Source organism: Synechocystis sp. PCC 7339 (assembly GCF_019924095.1).
Lineage (GTDB): Bacteria > Cyanobacteriota > Cyanobacteriia > Cyanobacteriales > Microcystaceae > Synechocystis.
This window is the reverse complement of sequence record NZ_CP063659.1, coordinates 805,975-830,553: the sequence shown is the minus strand read 5'-3', so window position 1 is coordinate 830,553 and position 24,579 is coordinate 805,975. Positions and strand designations below refer to the sequence as shown.

Genomic DNA, 24,579 nt, shown 5'->3' with positions numbered 1-24,579 from the left:
CCATGAACAGTACCCAAGATTATATCGGCGAGGAAGCCGCCACCAGAGTCAAAATCCTTAGTGAAGCTCTGCCCTACATCCAACACTTTGCTGGCCGCACTGTGGTGGTCAAATATGGGGGAGCTGCCATGAAGGACAGCAACCTCAAAGACAAGGTGATCCGGGACATCGTCTTTATGGCCTCCGTTGGCATTCGCCCAGTGGTGGTCCATGGCGGGGGGCCAGAAATTAACACTTGGTTAGATAAGGTGGGCATTCAACCCCAATTCAAAGATGGGTTAAGGGTCACCGATGCGGCCACCATGGATATTGTGGAAATGGTTCTGGTGGGTAGGGTTAACAAAGAATTGGTCAATTTAATTAACCAAGCCGGGGGCAAAGCGGTGGGACTTTGTGGCAAAGACGGCCAATTAATGACTGCCCGCACCATGACCAATAAGGACGTTGGTTTTGTGGGGGAGGTGAGTTCCGTTGATGCCCGGGTGGTGGAAACTTTAGTGAAAAGCGGTTATATTCCCGTTATTTCCAGTGTGGCGGCGGATGAATTCGGCCAAGCCCACAACATCAATGCCGACACCTGTGCTGGGGAATTGGCGGCGGCCCTGGGGGCAGAAAAATTAATCCTCCTCACCGACACCAGAGGCATTCTGCGAGATTATCAAGACTCCTCCACCCTAATCCATAAGTTAGATATTCAACAGGCGCGGGAACTGATTGGCTCCGGCATAGTGGCCGGAGGCATGATTCCCAAAGTCAACTGTTGTGTGCGCTCCCTAGCCCAGGGGGTGAGAGCAGCCCATATTCTGGATGGTCGTTTACCCCATGCCCTGTTGCTGGAAGTATTCACCGATCTAGGCATTGGTTCGATGATTGTGGCTTCGGGCTATGATCTTTGAGGTGGAAGAAATTTTTTTCAACTCCTTCAACAATTGATTAAGCAATCATTTTGGACGATAACTTTTTACCATTGCTCTCAGGGTCTGCTCAGTTAAAACTGTTGCAATTGGTCAGCCCGACCCTCCCGGTGGGAGCCTACAACTATTCCGAAGCCTTGGAATGGTTGATAGAACGGGGTGATGTTACCAATGGAGATACCCTGGGAGCCTGGATCACTGAGGAATTAAGTCAGGGCTCCATTACGGTGGACACAGCCATTATGGTTCGGGCCCATCGCCTTGCTGGCCAACTTGCCAAAACCGATATGGTATCCAGCTCCACTGTTAAACATTTACAGTATTGGAATCAATGGTTAACGGCCACTAGGGAAAGTCGGGAATTAAGAGAACAAAGTTTGCAAATGGGAGGATCCCTGCGAAAATTGTTGGTGGATTTATACCCGGCCGTACAGGATTGGTTTGAGCCTATTCCTTTCACAGAACCCTGTAACTATGCGATCGCCTTTGGCATAGGGGCGGCTTTTTGGAACATTCATCTCCATCAGAGTGGGTTGGGCTATCTCCACAGTTGGGCTAATAATTTGATTTCAGCGGGGGTAAGGCTGATTCCGTTGGGACAAACGGCAGGACAAAAACTATTGTTGCATTTAACACCCATCATTTTGCATCAATGGCAGAGAATTTTATTGCTAGAGGATGATGATTTGTACAGTTGCAGTTGGGGGTTAGCCCTAGCTAGCATGGGCCATGAAAGTCAATACACTAGATTATTCCGGAGTTAGCCTTCGCTAGTAATGATCCTCAACCATTGAGTAGTTTCCATTGTTTATAGAACAAATTAAAGAAGACATTACTGTGTTTAAAAGACTAATTTTTTTGTCTTATAGAAGGATTTAATCAAAAATTTCAATACAATGTCGAGGCTATGATTGAAAGTATTTAGGCAATCAATAATTTAGTCGAATTTCAGACCTTGCGGTAGTTGAAGACAAAAGTATGCTGTTTTTGTATCCCTTTGCACAAAGTACCGGCTCCTATGTAATGCTGGTTATACTCAATTAATCTATTACCTCATCCTATGACTGCTACTGTTACTGCCCAAGAAGCTTTCCGAGCCGCCTATGAAAACCGCTACACTTGGGACGAAAATTTTCCCGGTTATCGGGCCCATCTCACCGTTACCCAGGGGGATGAACGCTATGAAGGGGAAGTGGAGGTGAAGGCAGACTACACCGTCACCGTGACTGGTTTTAGTGACGAAACGGTACAGGAAAGCGTTTATAACCAAATGCGGGACATTGTTACCCACAGAAAACAGGGGAACTTTGAAAATTCCCATGGCAAAAATCAGTTCAGCTTTGGGGAAACCGATACGTCTGGGGCGATCGCCATTGATGTGAAGGGAGATGCCATGGGGTCGAACTATAAAATCCGGGGTACGGAAATCTGCCAGGTCAGTCGAGTGATGGGGCCTGTGGCCTTCACCATCAACACCGAAGAAAGTTTGGATACCGGCTCCGGCTACATTGCCGTCAAGTATAACGCCATTTTTAAAGATCCTAAAACTGACACCCTCAAAGGTAAAAGGGACTTCATCGAAACCTATGTGGAACTAGGAGGTTATTATCTGCCCAGTCAGCAAACCGTAGAGGCGATCGTCGCTGGAGGGGAAAAAAACTTCACTGATTTTAGCTTCACCAATTTAGAACTTTTGGCATAGGTGACAGCGTTTTGTCTAGGTTAGCAACTCCGTTGGTATCAAAGTCTGCCCCCACCATTGTGGTGGAAAATTTGAGTAAGGTTTATCCCATTGCCCTCAAATCCCCCGGTCTCAAGGGAACATTGCAACATTTTTGGCAGAGACGTTACCGCCAAATTCTTGCAGTGCAAGATATTTCCTTTACCATTCCCCCGGGTGCAATGGTGGGCTTCCTCGGTGCCAATGGAGCGGGCAAAACCACCACGTTGAAAATGCTCACGGGGCTGATTAAACCCTCCGGGGGCAAAGTGCGGGTGGCGGGCTTTGATCCCTTCCGTCGACAAACAGCCTTTTTACGGCGCACCAGTTTAGTAATGGGGCAAAAGCAACAGCTAATCTGGGATTTACCTACCCTGGATTCCCTCCGCATCAATGGGGCAATTTACGAAATTCCTGACCAAATCTTTGAGCAACGGCTAGGGGAGTTGAGCGAAATGCTCGGTCTAACCACGGAATTGAAGCAACCAGTGCGGAAGCTTTCCCTGGGGCAAAGAATGAAAGCGGAATTGTTAGCGGCCCTGCTCCACCACCCCACCGTTTTATTTTTGGATGAACCCACCTTGGGGCTAGATGTTAATGCCCAAGTGGCAGTGCGGCAGTTTTTACAAGAGTACAACCAGCGTTACCAAGCCACCGTGTTATTGACCAGCCATTACATGGCAGACATCACCACCCTTTGTGAACGGGTGCTATTGATTCACCAGGGACAACTGATGTATGACGGTGATCTAGAAGCCCTGGTGGAGCGATTTTCCCCTTACCGACAAGTGGCGGTGGAATTATCTAATCCCATAGCTCTGGAAAAATTACAGCTCTATGGGGAAGTGGAGAGTGTGGAGGGTTTACTGGTGCGCTTTTTGCTAAAACGGGAAATCCTAACCACGGCGATCGCCAAGATTTTAGCGGAGTTGCCGGTATCAGATTTAAGCGTGTCTGACCCTCCCATCGAAGAAATTATTGGCCGCCTATTTTCCCAAGGCAATTTGGAAAATAAACTTTGATCTTTGTTAAAGAGGGCAAGTAAGGAAATTTCTCACACCGCTACGGTGGCAGGGGCTTCGACCTGGCCTAAAAGCTGATGCAGTTCTTCCCCTTCAATGACCTCTTTTTCAAGAATTTTTTCGGCGATCGCCTCTAGTAAATCGCGATTATGGTCAAGAATTGCCAAAGCCTGGTTATGGCCCTGCTCAACGATTTCTTTGACTTCTAGATCAATTTCCTTGGCAGTGTCATCACTGACCATGCGCCGGGGATTGCCCATGCCCTGCCCCAGAAAGTTATTTTGCTGACCCTTATCGTAGGCGAGGGGCCCCAAAACCTTGCTCATGCCGTAGGTGGTGACCATTTGCTCTGCTAAATCCGTGGCCCTTTGCAAATCATTGGCGGCGCCAGTGGTGATGCTATCAAAAACAATCTCTTCGGCGGCCCTTCCCCCCAGCAGAGTGGCAATTTGGTCCCGTAGCTCAGACTCGTTTAACAAAAAGCGATCCTCTGTGGGCATTTGTAGGGTATAACCCAAGGCGGCCATCCCCCGGGGCACAATGGAAATTTTCGCCACCTGACCACCGCCGGGCATCAGTGCTCCCACTAGTGCGTGGCCCACTTCATGGTAGGCAACAATTTTTTTCTCCTTATCCGATAGCACCCGACTTTTCTTCTCCAAGCCAGCCACCACCCGTTCGATCGCCTCGCGGAAATCAGCTTCGGTAACGCTATTTTGCTTATTCCTAGCGGCTAACAATGCCGCTTCGTTGACTAAATTAGCCAAGTCAGCCCCGGCAAAACCAGGGGTACGGGTGGCAATATTTTTTAACTCCACCTCTTTGTCCAATTTAATTTTCTTGGCATAAATTTCTAAAATTTTCAGCCTGCCCGCCAAATCTGGCCGGTCCACCAACACCTGGCGATCAAAACGGCCAGGACGTAATAAAGCTGGGTCTAAAGTTTCTGGGCGGTTAGTGGCTGCCAATACAATCACTGTTGCTCCCGCCCCACTGAACCCATCCATTTCCGTCAGCAGTTGGTTTAGGGTCTGTTCTCGCTCATCGTTGCCCCCCATAAAAGCGCCGCTGGCCCGGGATTTACCGATGGCATCCAATTCGTCAATAAAGACAATGCAAGGAGCTTGTTTTTTTGCTTGCTCAAATAAATCCCGCACTCGAGCGGCCCCAGCCCCCACAAAGAGTTCCACAAATTCAGAACCAGAAATGATAAAAAATGGCACTCCTGCTTCCCCTGCCGCCGCCTTAGCGAGTAGGGTTTTACCTGTGCCGGGAGGGCCCACCAGCAATACACCCTTAGGAATTTTTGCCCCTAGGGCAGTGTAACGTTGGGGAAATTTGAGAAAATCCACCACTTCGCTCAGTTCTGTTTTGGCCTCTTCTACCCCGGCCACATCATCAAAGGTAACTTTGGTGGAGTCTCCTTCCACATAGACTTTTGCTTTACTTTTAGTGAAGGCCAAAGCTCCGCCGGGGGCACCGTTGTTATTACGGTTCAAGAAAAATGACCAAATACCAACAAAAATCAGCGGCGGAATGACCCAACTTAAAAGGGTGCCAAACCAAGAATTTTTCGCTGGGGGAGCGGCGGCAAATTCAATGCCCTTCGCCTCCAAACGCTTGGGTAACTCAAGATCAAAAATAGGAGTAGTTCTTAAAATTTGTCCATCGGCGGCCTTATCTTTGTCCTCATCCCCTGCTTCCGGTTTGAGTTGGTAGCGAATCTCGTTTTGTCCCACATAAACGCTGGCAACCTTGTCCCCTTCCACTTGGTCAATGAAAAGACTGTAGGGCACTTGGGGGGGTTGTGAGCCAAATAATGCCGGGGCAAGAAGGTTGACTAATAGGTAAATGGTGGCACCCCATAGCAGAACGTTAGCAAGGCGACGTTGCCATTGGGGTTGGGGTTTGATGGCCATGGGTGGGGAGGAGAGTAACTGAACAAAGAAATCTGGCGATCTACTTGACCGGCCTTTCCTCATCATATCCCTAACCTAAGGCAATATTTCTGGGCGATGGCTTTCAGCCTAGGGTTTGGTGACTTGCAATCTAACAAATACGAGGCAATTGTTCCCCACTGATCATGTCTAGCAAACGGGACGCACCAATGCGACTCTCCAGGCTGACTAACCCCAAACTCTGCTCACTTTTGCCTGTAACTTCACCGATCGCCGTGGCTTGGGGGTGGAAAGTTTGCAAAATTTCTAGGGTTTTTTGCTCTGCTGTTGGGGGCACAATGGCTAAAAATCGTCCTTCATTGGCTACATAAAGGGGGTCAAAACCCAATAGTTCGCAGGCGGCCTGCACTTCTGTCTCCACCGGAATCAAATTTTCCCGCAAAGCCATGGTTACTCCGGCGGCTTGGGCAATTTCATTCACCGCACTGGCCAGCCCTCCCCTAGTTAAATCCCGTAGACAATGGATCGGTATCTCCGCCGACAATAAAGCTTCCACTTCTTGATGAACCGGGGCTGAATCACTCTCAATGGTGGTTTCAAATTCCAACCCCTGACGCACCGCCATAATGGCCATGCCGTGACGACCCAAATCCCCACTAAGAATCAGGCGATCGCCCACCTGTACCTGACTAGGATGGATAGTTTGTTGATGGTCAAGGGAACCAATGCCACTGGTGTTGATGAAAATGCCGTCCCCCTTACCCCGGTCCACCACTTTGGTATCGCCAGTAATAATTTCCACGCCACAATTTTTCGCCGCTTGCCCCAGGGATTGGGCTATCCGCCAGAGGGTTTCCATCGACAATCCTTCTTCCAGGATAAAACCAACGCTAATGTAACGGGGAGTAGCGCCGGCCATGGCCAGGTCATTAACAGTACCGTGGACTGCCAAAGAACCAATATCGCCCCCAGGGAAAAAGAGGGGATTAATTACGTAGGAATCGGTGGTGAAGGCCCAGGATCCAGGGTTAACTGTAAACACCGCCGCGTCATGGCTGCCTGTTTCGGAAGCGCCAAAGGCCGGTAGAAAAATTTGCTTGAGTAATTGTTGGCTCAACTTACCGCCCCCACCGTGGGCCAACAGCACCTGGGGATAACGTTCAAGGGGGATGGGACAGGCTAAGTTCACTAGAAGTTAATCTCTTTATGGGAGGGAAAATCACGGCCAAGAACTTAAATTTCTTCAGGATCAACGCCCAATTCCTTTAGTTTGGCCGCCAGGCGATCGGCCCGTTGTTGTTCCTCGTTAGCCCGTTGCTTTTCCTTGGCCATTTCTTGATTAAACTCCACCGTAGTCAGGAACTTGCGGCCGTCAGGATAATAAATTTCTAGGGTATCGGGGGTAAGTAGAAAACGAATGCCCAGGAGGGGGCTAGTCCAATCTTCTATGGTCTCAATCATCTCTAATCCGTTTTCTCCCCGCTGCAGTCCAGTTAATTCGTTGTCATCAGGGTCATAAACGTAATACTCATTCACTCCGTAGCGTTCATAAAATTGTAATTTGCGAATCATTTCCTTGGCACGATTACCGGGAGAGAGGATTTCAAAGACCACCTGGGGAGCAGTATTATCTTCCTCCCATTGCCGATAGGAGCCTCGTTTTCCCTTGGGTCGCCCTAAGGCCACCATGGCATCAGGGGCCACACGAATTTCGGGATGTCCTTCCACCGGATACCAGAGTAAATCCCCCGCCACAAAAATGTTGGCATCTTGGGCAAAAAGACATTCCAGATTTTCCTTGAGTAAAACAATCCATTGAAACTGTTCTGTATTATCCGCCATGGGTTGGCCGTCGCTGTCGGGATAAATAATGGTGCGATGGGGAGCTATAACCATTTGCTTAAGTTTCCTAAAACGGGCAACTTCCCCTGTATTTTACTCAGAAATCCCTAGGAGCCGCGTTTGGCGATTTACCCAGAATGTGTTTCAAGAATCCCCCTGACCCCTAATTCAAAGGGGATAACCCCAGAGTAGCCTAGAGCTTTAGGGCAAAAATTTAAGGGGCTGGGCACAACCTACTAAACCAGTTCCCATCTAAATACGTTGACCATTTTCTCGATATTGGGACTGACCCAATCAAATTTTGAGCTGGGTGATGGCAATGTTGCCGGAAAAGCAAACGTCAATGTCGGATCCAGGTTGTCGCGGTCGCTGGCTATATTCTCCCCGGTAAAAGAAATTTGACCCTTCTATGGTGAAGGCTACGGGGAGAGGATCTCGACTGGGTTCACAAAAAATCAATTCCGGTTCCGGATCGCCGCTTTGCCAATGGGGGAGGTTAACGTTCCAAAAATGTTGGGGAGGTAAATCCTGTTGCCACAGGGTGGTCAAGACCTTGTTAGCCCAGTGGGAAGCCCAGGCCCAATCAATGGTGCGGGGTTTGTTGATCCAATGGGAAATGGCGATCGCCTTGTGGCCAAGGATCGCGGCCTCCCGTACCGCCGCCACTGTGCCGGAGAGATAGGAGTCGATGCCCATATTGCCCCCCGCATTGATGCCCGCAATGACCCAGTCCACTTCTGGATAAAAATGAACCACCCCTAAACGGGTACAGTCCGCCGGAGTGCCGTCCACTGCGTAACGGTCTTTGCCCCTCTGCTCCACGGCGATCGCCTGGTCAGTGGTCACCTTATGGCCACAGCCGGAATGTTGATTTTTTGGGGCCACCCATACACCCCGTTTACCAAGAGCTTCATAGAGAGCTTCAATACCAGGGGCATCAATGCCATCGTCATTGGTGAGCAAAAAATTCATAGGGTAAAGCACTAATCAAACCGGTAAAGCTAAACAAGCCCTTTAAACCATAGCGAAAATTGTCCAGGCCGTGATTTTGTTAGGATGTAGTCTGAAACCCCATTGTTGAAATAGGCCCGTAGAACGTCCATGACTGCCACCCTCCTCGTTGAAAAGCAAAAAATTGATCGTCCCCCTTTGGAACTCCATTACCTGGGGGATAAGGTGCTCCGACAACCGGCCAAGCGCATTGCCAAGGTAGATGACAATATCCGCAAATTGGCCAAGGAGATGTTGCAGACCATGTACAGTGCCAATGGTATCGGTTTAGCCGCTCCCCAAGTAGGGGTTAACAAACAATTATTGGTGGTGGATTGTGAACAGGATAAGCCCGATGAACTGCCCTTAATTATGATCAATCCTCAGATTACCCGCACTAGCGAAGAACTTTGTGTGGTGGAAGAGGGTTGTCTGAGTGTGCCCAATGTTTATATGGATGTTACTCGACCCAGGGCGATCGAAGTGACTTATAGGGATGAGCATGGTCGGCCCCAAAAACGCCTTTTTGCTGAGCTAACTGCTAGGGTCATTCAACACGAAATGGATCACCTCAATGGTGTTATGTTTGTCGACCGGGTGGACAATCCTCTGGCTTTGGCAGAATCTTTGAAGAAAGAAGGTTTTTCCATGCAGGCCGTTAAGCCCATGGCCTAGCTTGGCTCTGTAAGCATAATCTGATGGACTCCATTTTTTTCGGGGGGCGATTTTTCCAGGCCTTCATAACCCCGAATCGGGAGGGAAGCCCATGGAAATTGGCCCTCTTACTGGAGCTTTGACGGCTGCATAGGGAAGAAATTTAAAACCCCTTAACGGTAAACTGGACTGTTGACTGTTCGTTCGTCCCGGAGGCTGATTTTCTGTGACCCCCAAAAGTGGTATTCTTTTGCTCTTTTCCTGTGTGTCGGCGATCGCCGCTGTGGGCTGCGTATTTGAACTGTCATCGGGGCAACCGGAATTGGGCAGTACCATCACCACGGCGATTTTGCTGGGTAGCATTCCCCTGACGGCCATCTTCTTTTGGATTGCGGTACAGGACACCAGGGCCAACATGAAATAACCAACAAATAATTCAACAGCATTTAATTTCTAATTTTTCTTGTTTGCGTCACCATGGCCGACTCCCATTCCCACTCCAGCCTCGAAGAAATCCGCGCTACCCGCCTAGAAAAGGCGGAACAATTGCGACAACTCGGCCTTAATCCCTACGCCTACACCTGGGATGTTACCCACCAAGCAAAGGAACTTCAAGAAGCCTATCAAGACTTAGCCAACGGTGAAGAAGTAGATCTCAAAGTGGCGATCGCCGGTCGAATTTTAGCGCGGCGGGTCATGGGAAAATTAGCATTTTTTACCCTCCAGGACGAGAGCGGCACCATCCAGCTTTATTTGGAAAAGCAACGGCTGACGGAACTCATGCCAGCGATGGAAAACGCCTTTAATTTGCTGAAAAAAATCACCGACGTGGGCGATATTTTGGGGGTAACGGGCACCCTGAAGCGCACGGAAAAGGGGGAATTGTCGGTTTATGTGCAAACCTATGCTGTACTCACCAAATCCCTATTGCCCCTGCCGGATAAATGGCACGGCTTAACCGATACGGAAAAGCGCTATCGCCAACGTTACGTGGATTTAATTGTTAACCCCACCGTGCGTCAGACGTTCCGCCGCCGGGCCCAGATTACCGCCGCCATCCGCCGTTACTTAGATGAACAGGGCTTTATTGAAATTGAAACTCCGGTCTTACAAGGAGAATCGGGCGGTGCAGAGGCAAGACCCTTTATCACCCACCACAACACCCTGGATATGCCTCTGTATCTCCGCATTGCCACGGAACTGCACCTGAAACGATTGGTGGTAGGAGGCTTTGAAAAAGTTTTTGAACTGGGTCGTATTTTCCGCAATGAAGGGGTTTCCACCAGGCATAATCCTGAATTTACCTCCATTGAAGTCTATCAAGCCTATGTGGACTATAACGAGATGATGGCTTTGACGGAAGCCCTCGTTACCACCGCAGCCCAATCGGTGCTAGGCACACTGAAAATTACCTACCAAGGGGAGGAAATTGACCTGACTCCTCCCTGGAAACGCATAACAATGCACGAAGCAGTGAAGTTAGCAACGGGGGTAGATTTTAATCAATTTACCGACTTAGAAACAGCGAAAAAGGCCGCTGCCGAGGCAGGCATTGGCGTGGCCGAAGATTGTCCTTCCCTGGGGCATTTGTTAAACCAGGCCTTTGAGCAAAAAGTGGAAGGGACGTTAATGCAACCAACTTTCATCACCGATTTTCCAGTGGAAATTTCCCCCTTGGCCAAGCCCCATCGCAGTAAACCAGGGCTGGTGGAACGATTTGAACTCTTTATTTACGGTCGAGAATTGGCTAATAGCTTTTCCGAGTTGACAGATCCCATTGATCAAAGAACTCGCTTGGAAGCCCAAGCGGCCAAAAAAGCGGCGGGGGATTTAGAAGCCCACAGTGTCGATGAAGACTTCCTCACTGCGTTGGAATATGGCATGCCCCCCACCGGTGGTTTGGGCATTGGCATCGATCGCCTGGTCATGTTACTAACGGATTCCCCCAGTATTCGGGATGTGATTGCTTTTCCGTTGTTGAAAAATCAGGAAGCTGGTGCTGAGGGTTGAGATCTTTCCAACTCAATTTTTTCTTAGGGGCTAATGGCTGAGACAATTTGATTGGCCCCTAGATTTCCTTAATTTCCACCCTGGGAATCCTTAAATAGGCCATACGCTTAAGTTCCCGCCGCCCCCGGGCAACGGAGTCTAAAATCAAGCCACAGGTAAAGAAAACGAAGCCCAAAGACATCAAAGAAGCGGCAATGATTACCGTGGGAAATCGAGGCACTTGTCCCGTTTCTAGATAAGTCCACAGCACCGGCACCATTAAGGCGATCGCCGCTCCAGAAAAAAGGGCAAAGAAAACTCCAAAAAACAAGAACGGCCTGGTTTCCTTCATCAGTAAAAATGAAGTGCCCAAAACCCGAAAACCATCACTAATAGTATTTAACTTGCTTTCAGAACCGGAAGGGCGGGATTGGTATAACACCGGTTCCTCTGCAAAAGGCAAGCGCAACTCCAGGGTATGAATGGTCAATTCCGTTTCAATTTCAAAGCCGTTAGAAATGGCTGGAAAGCACTTGACGAAGCGGCGGGAAAAAATTCTGTAGCCCGATAACATATCGTTCAGCCGGGCTCCAAATTGTAATTCCACAATGCCCTTGAGGAACTGATTGCCACTGCGGTGACCAAAACGGTAGGCTTCCTTATCCTTAAATTCTGATCGCCGGGCTCCCACCACCATATCCAACTGTTCATTAATCAGGCGATCAATTAATCTACCCACCGCTTCGGCTTCATAGGTATTGTCCCCATCCACCAAAATGTAAATATCCGCTTCAATATCAGCGAACATGCGGCGGATCACATTACCTTTGCCTGGTTGTTTTTCATAGCGGACGATGGCTCCTGCTTGGCGGGCGACGGTGGCGGTGTTATCGGTGGAACAATTGTCGTAAACATAGATGGCGGCATTGGGCAACTGCTGGCGAAAATCAGTTACAACCTGGGCGATGGTCAACGCTTCATTACGGCAAGGAACTAGCACCGCCAAACGATAGGCACTGGAAAAGGGGGTTGACACCGTTAATTTAGCTAAAATTTTGATAAAAATAGGCTGAGAAAACACCCCAGAGCCCCAATTTTTCCCAACCCGGACAATTTAGGGTATTGATTAAGGCCTGCTCAGGCGCTTCTCAGAACTGGGGCTAATTCTATCTGGCCCGTTGTCCCTCCGCAAGTTTGTCTAGCCAAAAGCATGGTGATCATTAATTGCCTAAGTAGAGATTACATGGGACTAGCAAAAAGGGTATGGCCATCGCTGTCACAACGGTAACCAAGGCCTTCCAACAGCGGTCGAACTCCCAATAAGGCTAATTTTTTTGTTTTTACATCGGCATGGATATCAATACAAAGATAGGGGCGGCAGGTTTTTAACGTTTCCATGGCCCCCTGGAGGGCATACAGTTCAAAGCCTTCAATGTCGATTTTGATCGCCTTGGGGCGGAGATTATTTTCCTTAGCAAATTTATCAATGGTGGTGATTTTCACCGTATAGGTGGCATAGTTATCCAAGCTCGGCTCCACGTCTTTGGCCAAAGTGGAAGTGTCCGCCGCCCAGGAAAAACGATTATCTGTGCTGTACTCAATGAATTCCGCTTCCCCTGTTTCATCGGCAATCGCCAGGGGAAGTACCGTGATATGCTCCAGGTGATTACCCCTAATAATTTGCTCCAGGCTATGGCGGGTTTGGCGAGCCGGTTCAAAGGCGTAAATATGACCCGTACCACCCACAATTTCAGCTAAAGGAATACTAATCACCCCATAGGCTGCCCCCACGTCGAAAAACACATCCCCCGGCCCTAGATATTGCCCCAACCAATGGACGCAGTGACTTTCTATGCAATAGGTGAAACTAAACTCCTGGGACGTTTCCAAACAATGGGCATAGGCCCGTAAAATTTCCACCGGTACCCTGAGGGGGACTCCATTGATTTCACAGCTTAGGGTAGTCTGGGGTTGGGCTTGAGCCACAACTTCCACCAAAGCCCGACTGTAGTCCAGATGGAGGTGGTCAAAGGATTTTTGCAAACCGGCAATTAAATCGTTGGTGTCGGCAATGGCTTTGATCATGGCCGCTTCCTGCTCATCTAGGCCAAAAAGCTTGCGACGTAATTGTTTGAAAAATTTTTGCATAGGGGGGGGTCCCAAAAAATCCGATGGTTTATCCTTAGGTTGGCTAACATTCTCCCACAAAAATCAACCCCATCTAGAACCAGCTAAAAAATGCAATCCCCTATGATATTATGTGGCGTTATCGGTCGCCCGAAATGCCCCCAACTGAGTCATTCTTGAATCTAATGCTAATTCCTGTAATCGGTTTTGGTTTAGCTGTTATTTTATTGATTGGATTTTTTCTGCTCTATCAGGAAGCTGGCATTTTAAAAAAATTTAAATTCCTCATTATTCATAAAAATAACCCCCTTTTTATCCTTGCTTTATTATGCCTTGTCACAGGTTTAGCTTTAGGGTTAGTGGGTTATTGGGGGATTCTAGAACCGAAGCTTAGTGCGGCCGATTTGCAAGCCTTAAGACGTAACTTAATCATCCTTAGTTTATTACTTTTTGGAGTAACTTTTCATCAGTATTTGCTTAATTGGATCAAGCCTGTTACTACCATGGCAATTTGGCGAAAAATTGGCGCTTTTAATTATAAAAATCGCATTGCCATTCTCACCTATGTTTTACTAGCTCTGATTGCCTTGGCTTGGATGGCCCCCATGGCATCGGCAAAGATAATTTTTTCCATCAACGACCACACTTCCCACATTGGTTACATTGTCCAGGGCAGAATGGCCCTAGAGGAAGGACAATTTCCTCTGAGGGTAGCTCCTTTAGAGAATTTTGGTTTTCGCTATCCTGGGTTTCAATTTTATAGTCAACTGCCCTATTTTCTGGGGGCTATAATTTACAAGTTTTTGACTCCCACAAATCCCTATACTGCCTATAAAATTTTGCTTTGGTCTGCTCTTTGGTTGGGGGGGATTTTCATCTATCGTCTGGGTTTTTTCTTTACCCGCTCTCAAATTGCTGCCATTTTGGGGGGAGTTGCCTATATGTCTGCCCCCTACTTCCTTAACAATGTCCATGCTAGGGGTGCTTTTACCGAGGCGATCGCCCAGGGAATTTTGGCCATTGTTTTATTTTACGTTATTCAAACTTTTTATTATCCCCATTATCGTTATTTAATTTTGGGAACTTTGGCCTGGTGTGCCCTAGGGTTAACCCATATTATTACCTTTGTTTACACAACTATTTTCATTGCTTTATTAGGTGGAATTTTTCTAATAAAAAATAAACCTAAACATTGGCAAAAAGGAGTTATTTATATTAGTGTAAGTTACATCTGGGCTTGGTTGTTAGCTCTCTACTTTTTGGCTCCCGTGGCTCTGGAATCTAGCAGTCTAGCCATTCGTCGGCAAATTGAAGCTATCAATCCCTTTAACACCACCGATATCACCCCGATCGCCAATTTATTAGCCCCCGACTCCCTACCCCATCAACCAACGGAACTCGGTATTGCTCCCACCTACGGTTTTCATGCTGCTGTGGGGTGGATTCTTTTAGCCGGCTTTGGCACAGTAATTTACTTTGTTTTTGCTGGTAAATCATTGCCTCGACGGTTATGGCGATCGCAACCATGGCTGACTCCTCTACTGAGCATATTTATACTAGCTATATTTCTAACTTGGAGTCCCGTTAATATTTGGAATCTGTTACCCCGACAGTTATGGGTAACCCAATTTACTTTTCGTTTTTTGACCCATGTCATGTGGTCTGGAGCTTTGTTAACTACGTTGGCTATTATTCTAATTTTTCGAGAAAGACTACGCAGTCGCCATTTAATCTTAGGAATTTTAATTATTGTCATTGCTAGCCGTCCTTGGTTACCCATTCCCCGGGGCACAGTGACTGTGGAAGAGTTATTACAAGATCCCCTCTTCCGTTATTCTGGCGCTTTGGATTATCTCTATCGCTTGCCCAACAAATCCGTTCCTGTGAGTACAAAGTCCCAATCAGCAGTGGAAAATATATATGGCAAAGCTGAGTTGCAACTGCTCCATCCCGACTGGATTCCTGGTTACCTTTCCTGGGATGTGTTCATTAATGGCCCCTTGCCCATTGATGTAGATATTCCCTATCCCGCCTGGCCAGAAACCGAAAAACCCACCCTAATTTTACAGGGTAGGGTTCCCATGGATAAAATTAAAAACCAAGCTAATTTAATAATTTTTGTTGATCAACAACCCTTAACTTCCATTCCGTTGACCCAGGAAGAATTAAAAGTAGAAATTCCTTTTACGGACATTAAACTAGCTGGCAATGCCTTTGAGTTAAAGTTCATTATTGATGGGGAAACCACAGATGGTAATCCTCTCTATATCAGAATGGATCATCTATATTTTGACGATTTCTCAGCCCAAAATACCCTTCTACCTGTCTATGAAACTAAGGAAATGTGTAGCCAAAAGGGAATTGTCACTAACTGCGAAGTTGAAATACCGACGGAAGCAGGGCTAGTGCAGTTACCGATCCTATACTATCCTGACATGCAACAAGTCGTGGTGGATAATCAATCGACGGCAGGATTTTTTACTAATTATCGAGACTTTAATTTACTCAGCCTTAATTTGAGTCCGGGCAAACACCGAATCCAAGTCAAGTTCACTGGTCTAACCTGGGCAAACCTGATCAGTTTTATTGCTTGGTTAACATTAATCATTACAGCGATCACCTTGAAATTTTATCCACGCAAATCGGAGCCAGCAATTTTTAAATAAATAATTTGATAAACACCAGTCGATCTTAAACTAACTCAATGGGAGGGAAATTAACGAATTGTAACTTTTTTATTAGCTTGGCATAAGACCAAACTCCTTGATAGCTGGTAGAAAGTTACGATTTTCGTGGCTAGCACGACTTAGTTTAATTAAAGCAAATCTTTGCAAAGGGGTTAGGGATTGCCATTGGGTCAACGTAATGCCGGGAGATTGCACAGAGGGTAACTTATTGGCTAGTTCCGTTAATATCTGAGCTGGAATTTGATCAGTATTTAACCATTCGGGCAAATCAGGTACTGACAGTGTAGAAGCTGGCTGACCAGTTAATTCCGTAACCCAGTTTTGCAACTTTTCACCATATTGGCTAACTTCTGCCAGTGTTTCGCAGTTAGCTTCAGTTAAATACTGCCTTTGAGCAAAACTTAGTTGATGCCAATGACTTAGTTTCAATTTAACGCCACAGGTGTCTAGTTTATAGCGCACAACCATAGGAATACAGCGGAGGGAATCAACAAAATCGGCTTCAAATTGAAAAAACATCATCACTTTGTATTAAAGGGGCTTCACATTAACAGCACAGGCTTTCAATTCTGGCTGTTTAGAAATTGGGCAAGCGGTGGGATGAGTCAAGGTATTAACCTCTGCGTTATCTTGCCATAAAAAGCCCCAGTGCATGGGCATAAAAACCGTACCAGGAGCAATGGCCCTAGTAACTAAAACCTCTAGCTGAGCGGAACCCCGTCGAGACTTAACTGAGACTAAATCTTGACTTTTAATTCTCAACTTTTCTGCGTCTTTGGGATGCATTTCCAGTATGGGCTTAGGATGCATTTTTTTGATTTTCTCAATGTGGCCAGTGCGGGTTTGGGTATGCCAATGACCATAAAGACGACCGTTGGTGAGAACAAAAGGATAGTCGAGATCGACCGGTTCAGCTAATCCTTGACTATGGTCTAAGCAAAAGTTTGCCTTACCGGTTGTTGTGCAAAATTTGTGGTCGGTGTACAGTCTTTTGGAACTTGAAATTTCCTTTTCATGTTCGGCACTGGGGCAGGGCCATTGGAGGGGACCAAATCTTTCCAAGGCGCCGTAGCTTATACCCGATTGGTCACACAATCTACCGGCGGTTAATTGTACGTACTCCGAATGGACAGCCGCCGCATCAGGAAAATTAAATTGTGCTTCAAAACCGAGTCTGCGTCCCACTTCAGCAAAAATTTCCCAATCAGGTCTGCTTTCCCCAGGAGGAGAACGGAACGCAGGAGACAGGGTAACTCTCCGTTCTGAATTGGTCATCGTACCCGTTTTTTCACTCCATTGAGCTGCTGGCAGAACTAAATGGGCATATGCCGCTGTTTCGGTGGGGAAATATGCATCCTGGTGGATGGTAAATGGCGATCGCCGCAGGGCATTTTTAACTCTTTCTAAATCTGGCATACTGACCACTGGATTGGTGGCCACAATCCATAGCAAACCAACTTGTTGAGTTTCCAGTCCCATAAACATTTCCCACGCCGATAAACCGGGCTGAGCATCGATGCGACCGGGGGGAATTTGCCAAAGTTGTTCCACTTCTTGGCGGTGCTGGGCATTTTGAATAGAGCGATAACCAGGCAGTAGATGGGATAATCCCCCAGCTTCCCTACCCCCCATGGCGTTGGGTTGACCAGTAAGTGAAAAAGGACCGCTCCCTGGTTTACCAATCTGACCAGTAAGTAAATGAAGATTAATTAAACAACGACTTTTAGCGGTGCCTTGAGATGATTGATTAAGGCCCATAGACCAAAGGGAAAGCACTGTTCTAGCATTGCCCCAATAGCGAGCAACGGTTTCTAATTGTTCCAAACTAATGCCGCAAATTTGGGTAACTTTTTCCGGAGTATAATGGCTAATAACTTGACAATAATGTTCAAAATCTTGGGTATGGTTATCAATGAATTTTTGGTCAATTAAATTCCACTTTTTTAGTAAATAGGCAATACCATGGAGCAAAGAAATATCAGTGCCAGGATTAATCGCTAAATGTAAATCAGCAACCTCCGCCGTGGCAGTATAACGTGGATCTACCACAATTAATTTAACGTGGGTATTTTGTTTGTGATGTTTGCGTAAACGATTAAAAATAATGGGATGGCAGTCGGCGGTATTGGTGCCAATTAAAAAAGCACAATCGGTTAGTTCTAAATCTTCGTAACAACAGGGAGGACCATCGGAACCAAAGCTCAAGCCATAAGCTGAAACCGCTGAAGACATACAAAGACGGGAGTTTGTGTCAAAATTATTAGTACCCAAACAACCTTTAAATAGCTTTTGGGCTATATAGTAATCCTCTGTTTGCATTTGCCCAGAGGCGTACATACACAAACCATTCACGCCCAAAGTCTGCTTAACTTGTTGGACTTTATCAACAATAATTTCCAGAGCTGTTTCCCAGCTAATTCGTTGCAGCGGCTGGTCTAAACTTGACCGAAACATGGGGTAAAGTAATCGCTGTTTATCCATCGACTCCATTACCGTAGCCCCTTTGACACAGACCATTCCCTGGCTCGAAGGATGTTGGCGATCGCCTCTTATTTTATAGCTATTGCTGGATTGAACCGCTGATTTTTGAGGACTAGCAACGGCTTCCAAGCCACAGCCAACCCCACAGTAGGGACAAATGGTTCTGGTGGGGGGAAGAATGGCTAAAGCATCCATTAAAGTATCAACGGTTGATTTTAAAATAAATGTGATTAAAAATAGATTTTAAAAGCTCCGAAAATTTCCTGCCGGCCTGTTTTATTGGATTTACGGCCGATGTCAGAAAAATTGACGGTTCTTACCCACTCTGATCGGAGTTTGAGTGAGAAGATCTGGGCCTAAGCAATAACCTTGCCGAAGTAGCCGAAGCTAATTAAGTTTAACAGCTCTCCATCAGTGCACCAAAAGACGGTCGCAGGTAATGGAATCGACCAGCACTCGATCAGATTGAAAAATCTTAACGGTTAATTGATCCTGGGGGTGAGCCCAAAATAATAATTGTTCTCCAGGAAAAATTAATTTTTCCTTTTTCCAGGTGCCATCAATAATTATTTGTTGTAATTTATTGCCACTATTACGATAGTAACAAAGCTGATTATTGCCGTCTTTAGAAATATTTACGGCCGGAGTGAGAGCGTTATCGGAGTCGTTGATGATTGACATTGTCTTAGGGGCTAATTGTAAATTTTCGGCCCAAGCAGAGGAGTAGTGAGCGTTAGGCAATAGTCAAAATATTAAATAATCTAGGTGGGTTAATTAGTTTTCAGAAGATTCCACTGCGGGAGTGGGGCCACTGTTTCCCCTGGAACCAAAGGTTTGTACTAAACCAATGCCCACCAAGGCGATCGCCGCCAGTCCTAGGGCTCCAGCCATAACCTTTTTGAACAACAAACCGGGATTGGGTTTATCCTCTTTGAGGTCATCGTCATCATCGTGGGCATAACGATGGTAAAGAAAATCCAGGGCATAATTACGTAGTTGATAATATTTAGGATCATCGGTAATCTGACTGCGGTTACGGGGACGGTCAAAGGGAATATCCAGAATTTCACCAATTTTGGCGGCGGGGCCATTGGTCATCATCACTAGGCGATCGGCTAGGAATAAGGCTTCATCAATGTCGTGGGTAATCATCAACACAGTCAGATTATTTTCTCGCCAAATTTTTAATAATTCTTCCTGTAGTTCTTCTTTGGTAATAGCATCCAACGCTCCAAAGGGTTCATCTAAGATCAAAACCTCTGGAGAAATGGCCAAAGCTCTGGCGATCGCCACACGTTGCTTCATCCCCCCGGAAATTTGACCAGGCTTCTTTTGGGCCGCTTCTGTCAAACCCACCATTTCGAGGTAGTGGCCAACCAATTCCTCTTTTTCTGTTTTGGATTTGTCCGGGTAAACTGATTCCACCGCTAGAGAAACATTATCATAAGCAGATTTCCAGGGTAGTAAACAATAATTTTGGAAAACCATCATCCGGTCAGGGCCCGGGGCCGTAATTAACTGATTTTTCAGCTTAACGGTACCGCCAGTGGGTTGATTAAACCCAGAAACCATATTCAAAAGTGTAGATTTACCGCAGCCGGAATGGCCAATTACACAAATAAATTCTCCCTGTTTGACCTCTAAATTGACCCCATCTAACACTGTGTAGGATCCCTGGGCAGTGGGATAAACTTTACTAACATTTTCAATGGCTAAAAAAGCAGTTTTTTCTTGGGTGAGGGTAGAGTCATTAGCATTCATCGTTTGCATAGTCATAGGGGTAATAGTGGATAGTTAAAGACCAGTAAATCGTTAAAACAAAAATCACTGAAAATAATTAGTCAACGAACTATTTACTAGGGGAGTCCACGGGATCGATCATTATTTCTGTCACTCGAATATCCCGGTGGATAGTAAAGCGTTTGATGTAACCAATGGGATCATTGGGGGTGAAAACCATGCCATCAAACAAATTAACGTTATGATGGTCTCCCTCCAAGCCAGGCCAGCCCAATTGACGGCAAGCTTCCCCAAACAGATCAGGCCGCCGCACCCGCTCGATAATTTCTAGCCAATTTTTCGGAAAATTAATGTATCCCCAGCGGGCTAATTGGGTTAGAATCCAGAGTCCTTCACTACGGGAAGGATAGTTGGATTGTTGAACATAAAATTGATTAAATTGCAGTAACATTTCCGGCTCAGTCCCGTTACCTTTTTCATAGGCGTCAATGAAGCCGGGGCTGATATATTCCGCTGATACCCCCAGGTATTGGGGCTGGGCCAGATAATCAACTATTTCCCGACGATGACGGCGATCGTCGCAATATTCACAGGCTTCCAGTAGGGCTTTAACTAGGGCCAAATGGGTTGCAGGATATTTATTGACCCATTCTTCCCGCACTCCTAAAACCTTCTCAGGATGGCCATCCCAAATATCCAAATCGGTGGCAATGACATAGCCTAAATCTTCCTTAACCGCATAGGAGTTCCACGGTTCCCCCACAGCAAAACCATCAATATTTCCTGCTTTTAAATTGGCTACCATTTGGGGGGGCGGTAGGCGGATTAAATTAACATCCTGGTCGGGGTCTATGCCTCCGGAGGCTAACCAATAGCGCAGTAAAAGATTTTGCATGGAAGCCGGATGAACCATACCCAAAGTGGATACTTGATCGGGGGTTTCTGTCAGTTTAGTTTTTAAATCTTCTAGGTTTTTAACCCCTGCTTCGGCAAACTTTTTCCCTAGGGTAATGGCATTGCCGTTGCGGCCCATCACTAGGGCGGTGATCATTGGTAGAGGAGTTTTTCCGCCCATGCCCAGGGTTAGGGCCAGGGGCATACCGGCCACCATGGGGGCACCGTCTAGGCGTCTTTCCCGAATGCCATCGGCGATCGCCTGCCAACTAGGTTCTTTTACCAGGTTAACCTGCTCTAAACCATGCTTTTGGAAGAAACCTTTTTCCTTGGCAATTACCAACGGAGCACAATCACTCAGGGCAATGAAACCCAAATTGAGGTTGATTTTTTCCAAGCCATTGCCACTCATAGCTCCGGCAAACTGACTGACGGCCCCAACTTTTTTAGCCCGTTTTTGTTGATTGAGGAAATAGACGATTTCCCCCCGCAGGGCGTAGTAACTGGGATGGTTGACCACTTCCAAACGGTGACGAGGCCGAGGAATGGGCACCTCCAAAACTTGGCCAATGTGGGCTTCGGGACCCGTGGTTAACATCACCACCCGGTCTGACAATAACAGAGCTTCGTCCACGTCATGGGTCACCATAATGCAGGTCACGCCACTTTCCTGGACAATTTCCATGAGCCGCTCCTGCAAATTCCCCCGGGTCAAAGCATCCAAGGCCCCAAAGGGTTCGTCCAGCAGTAGGACTTTTGGTCGAGTAGCCAAGGCCCTGGCGATCGCCACCCGCTGTTTCATGCCCCCGGACAATTCCCCTGGTCGTTTATGGGCCGCCCGTTGCAACCCCACTAGGGCAATGTTGTCGTCAATAATTTTTTCCTGTTCTGGCTTGGGCAAATTCCGTAGAACTCGATTCACGGCCAGGGCGATATTTTGCCGCACCGTCAACCAGGGCAACAGGGAATAATTTTGAAAAACCACCATCCGTTCAGGACCAGGCTCGATGATTTCTTTCCCCTCCATGATGACCCCGCCAAACGTAGGCTTATCTAGTCCAGAGATCATGTTCAACAGGGTAGATTTACCGCAACCAGAGTGACCAATCAAGGAAATAAATTCCCCCTGATTAATTTTCAGCTCAATGTTTTTGAGGGCGATGTAACGTCCCCCGTCGGGGAGGGGAAAAATACGATCAACATGATCAATTTCAATAAAGGGCATCATAGTTAGTCCGGGGGTGACAAATCAAAAATGGAGAACTAATAACTAGGAAAAATGGCCGGCCTATGGATGTTGGTTATTTTTGCTCTGCCGGTACTACTAAACTTTCCAGAAAAGCGATAAAACGATCCAGCAATAAACCGACAATGCCCACATAAATTAAGGCAATAATGATTTCACTGATCAGGGAACTGTTATAGGCATCCCAGATAAAAAAGCCAATACCCACACCACCAATTAGCATTTCTGCAGCGACGATCGCCAACCAGGAAAGACCAATACCAATGCGTAGGCCAGTGAAGATATAGGGCACTGCTGCCGGAAATAAAATATTGAAAAAATACTGGCTTTTAGAAAGCTTTAGAACCCGGGAAACATTACGATAATCCTGGGGAACCTGCTGGGCTCCCACGGTCGTGTTGATGACAATGGGCCAAATCGCTGTAATAAAAATAACGAAAATGGCTGAAGGCTCTGCTTCCTGCAACGCGGCCAGGGCAATGGGCAACCAAGCTAAGGGGGGGATAGTTCTTAAAACCTGAAAAATTGGGTCTAGGGCATCGTACATAAATTTGCTGCTGCCAATTAAAATGCCCAGGGCAATGCCCACCACCGCCGCCGCACTAAAGCCCACGGCCACCCTGGTTAGACTGGCAAAAATCTGGATGCCCAAACCTTTATCGGTGCCGCCATTGTCAAAAAAGGGATTGAGAATCAAGGGATAGGTCTGTTCTAGCACTTGTACAGGACTAGGCAGGTTAGAGCCCTCCCCGGAGCACAGAATTTGCCAAACCACCAACAAAACGGCGATCGCCACGGCGGGGCGAATAACTTTAGGGGAGTAGATGAAACTGAGGGGATTTTTCTGACGGCGGGGACGGAGCCCAGCGGTGGAACTAGCCATAATTTTTACCTGATAGTGATGAAATGAACTGGAGTAATCAGACCAAGGGAAAGATTAGCCCAGAGGGCTAACCTAGAACGCCACAGCTAAGCACTAACTTTTGATGGTCTTAATCTTCAAGCTGTCTAGATAAGCCTGGGGATTTTCCGGATCGAAGGTTACTCCATCAAAAAACGTTTCCACCCCCCGGGAGGGACTGCTAGGAATTTGATCCGCTGGCACCCCGATGGCCTGGGCCGCTTCTCGCCATAGATCCTCGCGATTGACTTTATCCACAATGGCTTTCGTGTCCGTACTTGCAGGCAAATAGCCCCAACGAATATTTTCCGTTAAGAACCATTGGTCATGGCTTTTATAGGGATAAGAAGCATTATCACGCCAGTATTTCTGCATAATATCTCGGTCTTCAAAGGGTTCCTGACCATTGCCAAAATTGTAAATCCCCTTAGAGCGGTCAATGATGTCATCAAAGGGAACCTTAAACCATTCCCGTTTTGAGAGAATTTGGCACATTTCTTCCGTATTTTCCGGCTGGTCACACCATTGCTGGGCTTCCATCACCGCCATTAATAAAGCCTTGGTGGCTTTGGGATTTTGATCCACCCAGTCTGCCCGCATACCAAAAGCTTTTTCAGGGTGATCTTTCCAAAGTTGACCTGTGGTCAAGGCCTGGTAGCCTACCCCTTGGTTAACAGTTTGCAATGGCCATGGTTCCCCCACACAAAAAGATTCCATCGCATTGACTTTGACGTTGGCCACCATCTGGGCCGGCGGAACCACAATGGTAGAAACTTCCTTGCCGGGCTCAATTCCTCCCGCGGCTAACCAATAGCGAATCCACATGTCGTGGGTGCCGCCAGGAAAGGTCATGGCTACCTTGGGATCTGTTACTTTAGCAAAGGCTTCTTTCAGGGGAGAAGCATCAGTACCTACTTTTAAATCTTTGTAATTATTGCCCAACTGAATGCCTTGGCCATTGACATTTAAGCGGGCCAAAATGTACATCGGGGTTGGCTTCCCGTCGGTCACAGTGCCCATGGTAATTAGATAAGGCATGGGGGTGAGGATATGGGCCCCATCAATACCGCCACTGGCGGAACCCAAGACGAGGTTATCCCTGGTGGTGCCCCAGGACGCTTGCTTCAACACTTCCACGTCAGGCATGCCATATTTGGCATAAAAGCCCTTTTCCTTGGCAATAATCAAAGGAGCCGCATCGGTTAGGGCAATAAAGCCTAATTTGGCGGTGGTTACTTCCGGGGCATTTTCCCCTTCAACCAAGGGACTAATGGCTTTATCCGTGCCGGAACCGGTTCCTGTGGATGTGGTGGTGGGGGAAGTACAACCATGGAGAACCACTCCTCCAATGGCGGCAGCCCCTGCGGTGAACATAAACTTACGGCGGGTGCTTCGGGAAAAATTACTCATAGTTTAGGCAATAACTAAAGCCAGAAAGGGCAACTGCTGACGATCACATTCCTAGACTGGATTT

Annotated in this window: 20 protein-coding genes and 1 pseudogene; 8 read left to right on the top strand and 13 right to left on the bottom strand. The window is 47.1% G+C overall.

All coding sequences use genetic code 11. The annotated features are described in order from the left end of the window. The first annotated feature begins 2 nt into the window (after window positions 1–2). From argB to IQE94_RS03770, 4 genes are all read left to right on the top strand, one after another. Window positions 3–896 (top strand): acetylglutamate kinase, encoded by an 894-nt coding sequence (gene argB, locus IQE94_RS03785; RefSeq protein WP_212716260.1) that lies wholly within the window; start codon window positions 3–5, stop codon window positions 894–896. A 128-nt stretch (window positions 897–1,024) separates the two neighbouring features. Continuing rightward, a complete protein-coding gene (locus IQE94_RS03780) occupies window positions 1,025–1,678 on the top strand; it encodes an urease accessory protein UreF (protein ID WP_212722217.1) in 654 nt (217 codons plus the stop codon). 296 nt (window positions 1,679–1,974) lie between these two features. Beyond that, a complete protein-coding gene (locus IQE94_RS03775) occupies window positions 1,975–2,616 on the top strand; it encodes a DUF3386 domain-containing protein (protein ID WP_212716259.1) in 642 nt (213 codons plus the stop codon). Window positions 2,617–2,675: 59 nt separating this feature from the next. After that, on the top strand, window positions 2,676–3,656 hold the full coding sequence (locus tag IQE94_RS03770) for an ATP-binding cassette domain-containing protein (protein WP_212722215.1): 981 nt from the start codon (window positions 2,676–2,678) through the stop codon (window positions 3,654–3,656). 32 nt (window positions 3,657–3,688) lie between these two features. On the opposite strand, the gene ftsH4 is transcribed toward IQE94_RS03770, so the two are convergent. The 4 genes from ftsH4 to surE all read right to left on the bottom strand — a co-directional run bounded on the left by ftsH4 (window position 3,689) and on the right by surE (window position 8,368). After that, complete coding sequence (ftsH4, locus tag IQE94_RS03765; protein ID WP_223342755.1) at window positions 3,689–5,575, bottom strand: ATP-dependent zinc metalloprotease FtsH4; 1,887 nt, start codon at window positions 5,573–5,575, stop codon at window positions 3,689–3,691. Between the two features lie 130 nt (window positions 5,576–5,705). Continuing rightward, entirely contained in the window at window positions 5,706–6,743 is a 1,038-nt protein-coding gene (gene hypE, locus IQE94_RS03760; RefSeq protein WP_212716254.1) for a hydrogenase expression/formation protein HypE, read from the bottom strand. Window positions 6,744–6,787: 44 nt separating this feature from the next. Next, complete coding sequence (locus IQE94_RS03755; RefSeq protein WP_194072724.1) at window positions 6,788–7,450, bottom strand: Uma2 family endonuclease; 663 nt, start codon at window positions 7,448–7,450, stop codon at window positions 6,788–6,790. Between the two features lie 240 nt (window positions 7,451–7,690). Next, window positions 7,691–8,368 carry a 5'/3'-nucleotidase SurE gene (gene surE, locus IQE94_RS03750; protein WP_223342754.1) on the bottom strand — a complete coding sequence of 226 codons (678 nt, stop codon included), beginning with the start codon at window positions 8,366–8,368 and terminating at the stop codon, window positions 7,691–7,693. A gap of 129 nt (window positions 8,369–8,497) precedes the next feature. On the opposite strand from surE, the gene def reads away from it, so the two are divergent. The 3 genes from def to lysS all read left to right on the top strand — a co-directional run bounded on the left by def (window position 8,498) and on the right by lysS (window position 11,050). Continuing rightward, on the top strand, window positions 8,498–9,061 hold the full coding sequence (gene def, locus IQE94_RS03745) for a peptide deformylase (RefSeq protein WP_223342753.1): 564 nt from the start codon (window positions 8,498–8,500) through the stop codon (window positions 9,059–9,061). 205 nt (window positions 9,062–9,266) lie between these two features. Further along, the gene (locus IQE94_RS03740) at window positions 9,267–9,464 is read left to right on the top strand and encodes a hypothetical protein (RefSeq protein WP_223342752.1); all 198 of its coding nucleotides are present in this window, start codon (window positions 9,267–9,269) and stop codon (window positions 9,462–9,464) included. A gap of 53 nt (window positions 9,465–9,517) precedes the next feature. Then, window positions 9,518–11,050 carry a lysine--tRNA ligase gene (lysS, locus tag IQE94_RS03735; RefSeq protein ID WP_223342751.1) on the top strand — a complete coding sequence of 511 codons (1,533 nt, stop codon included), beginning with the start codon at window positions 9,518–9,520 and terminating at the stop codon, window positions 11,048–11,050. 58 nt (window positions 11,051–11,108) lie between these two features. Here the strand turns inward: lysS and IQE94_RS03730 are convergent, their stop codons facing one another. Together IQE94_RS03730 and IQE94_RS03725 are read right to left on the bottom strand one after the other, a co-directional pair. After that, on the bottom strand, window positions 11,109–12,065 hold the full coding sequence (locus tag IQE94_RS03730; RefSeq protein WP_212716244.1) for a glycosyltransferase family 2 protein: 957 nt from the start codon (window positions 12,063–12,065) through the stop codon (window positions 11,109–11,111). Between the two features lie 203 nt (window positions 12,066–12,268). Further along, window positions 12,269–13,177 carry an FkbM family methyltransferase gene (locus IQE94_RS03725; protein WP_223342750.1) on the bottom strand — a complete coding sequence of 303 codons (909 nt, stop codon included), beginning with the start codon at window positions 13,175–13,177 and terminating at the stop codon, window positions 12,269–12,271. A gap of 164 nt (window positions 13,178–13,341) precedes the next feature. Between IQE94_RS03725 and IQE94_RS03720 the strand changes: the two genes are divergently transcribed. Next, a complete protein-coding gene (locus IQE94_RS03720) occupies window positions 13,342–15,822 on the top strand; it encodes a hypothetical protein (protein ID WP_223342749.1) in 2,481 nt (826 codons plus the stop codon). 72 nt (window positions 15,823–15,894) lie between these two features. On the opposite strand, the gene IQE94_RS03715 is transcribed toward IQE94_RS03720, so the two are convergent. The 7 genes and pseudogenes from IQE94_RS03715 to IQE94_RS03685 form a co-directional block, all read right to left on the bottom strand. Continuing rightward, the gene (locus tag IQE94_RS03715; RefSeq protein ID WP_212722214.1) at window positions 15,895–16,362 is read right to left on the bottom strand and encodes a nitrate reductase associated protein; all 468 of its coding nucleotides are present in this window, start codon (window positions 16,360–16,362) and stop codon (window positions 15,895–15,897) included. Between the two features lie 12 nt (window positions 16,363–16,374). Then, the gene (locus IQE94_RS03710; protein WP_212716238.1) at window positions 16,375–18,519 is read right to left on the bottom strand and encodes a molybdopterin oxidoreductase family protein; all 2,145 of its coding nucleotides are present in this window, start codon (window positions 18,517–18,519) and stop codon (window positions 16,375–16,377) included. A 216-nt stretch (window positions 18,520–18,735) separates the two neighbouring features. After that, complete coding sequence (locus IQE94_RS03705; protein WP_223342748.1) at window positions 18,736–19,005, bottom strand: DUF1830 domain-containing protein; 270 nt, start codon at window positions 19,003–19,005, stop codon at window positions 18,736–18,738. Window positions 19,006–19,266: 261 nt separating this feature from the next. Continuing rightward, a pseudogene (locus IQE94_RS03700) lies at window positions 19,267–20,094 on the bottom strand (nitrate ABC transporter ATP-binding protein); the annotation flags it as partial. A gap of 79 nt (window positions 20,095–20,173) precedes the next feature. Further along, window positions 20,174–22,186, bottom strand: coding sequence for a nitrate ABC transporter ATP-binding protein (locus tag IQE94_RS03695; RefSeq protein WP_212716232.1), 2,013 nt, complete (start codon window positions 22,184–22,186; stop codon window positions 20,174–20,176). Window positions 22,187–22,259: 73 nt separating this feature from the next. Beyond that, the gene (ntrB, locus tag IQE94_RS03690; RefSeq protein ID WP_212716229.1) at window positions 22,260–23,087 is read right to left on the bottom strand and encodes a nitrate ABC transporter permease; all 828 of its coding nucleotides are present in this window, start codon (window positions 23,085–23,087) and stop codon (window positions 22,260–22,262) included. Between the two features lie 93 nt (window positions 23,088–23,180). After that, complete coding sequence (locus tag IQE94_RS03685; protein ID WP_212716227.1) at window positions 23,181–24,515, bottom strand: CmpA/NrtA family ABC transporter substrate-binding protein; 1,335 nt, start codon at window positions 24,513–24,515, stop codon at window positions 23,181–23,183. Between the last annotated feature and the right edge of the window lie 64 nt (window positions 24,516–24,579).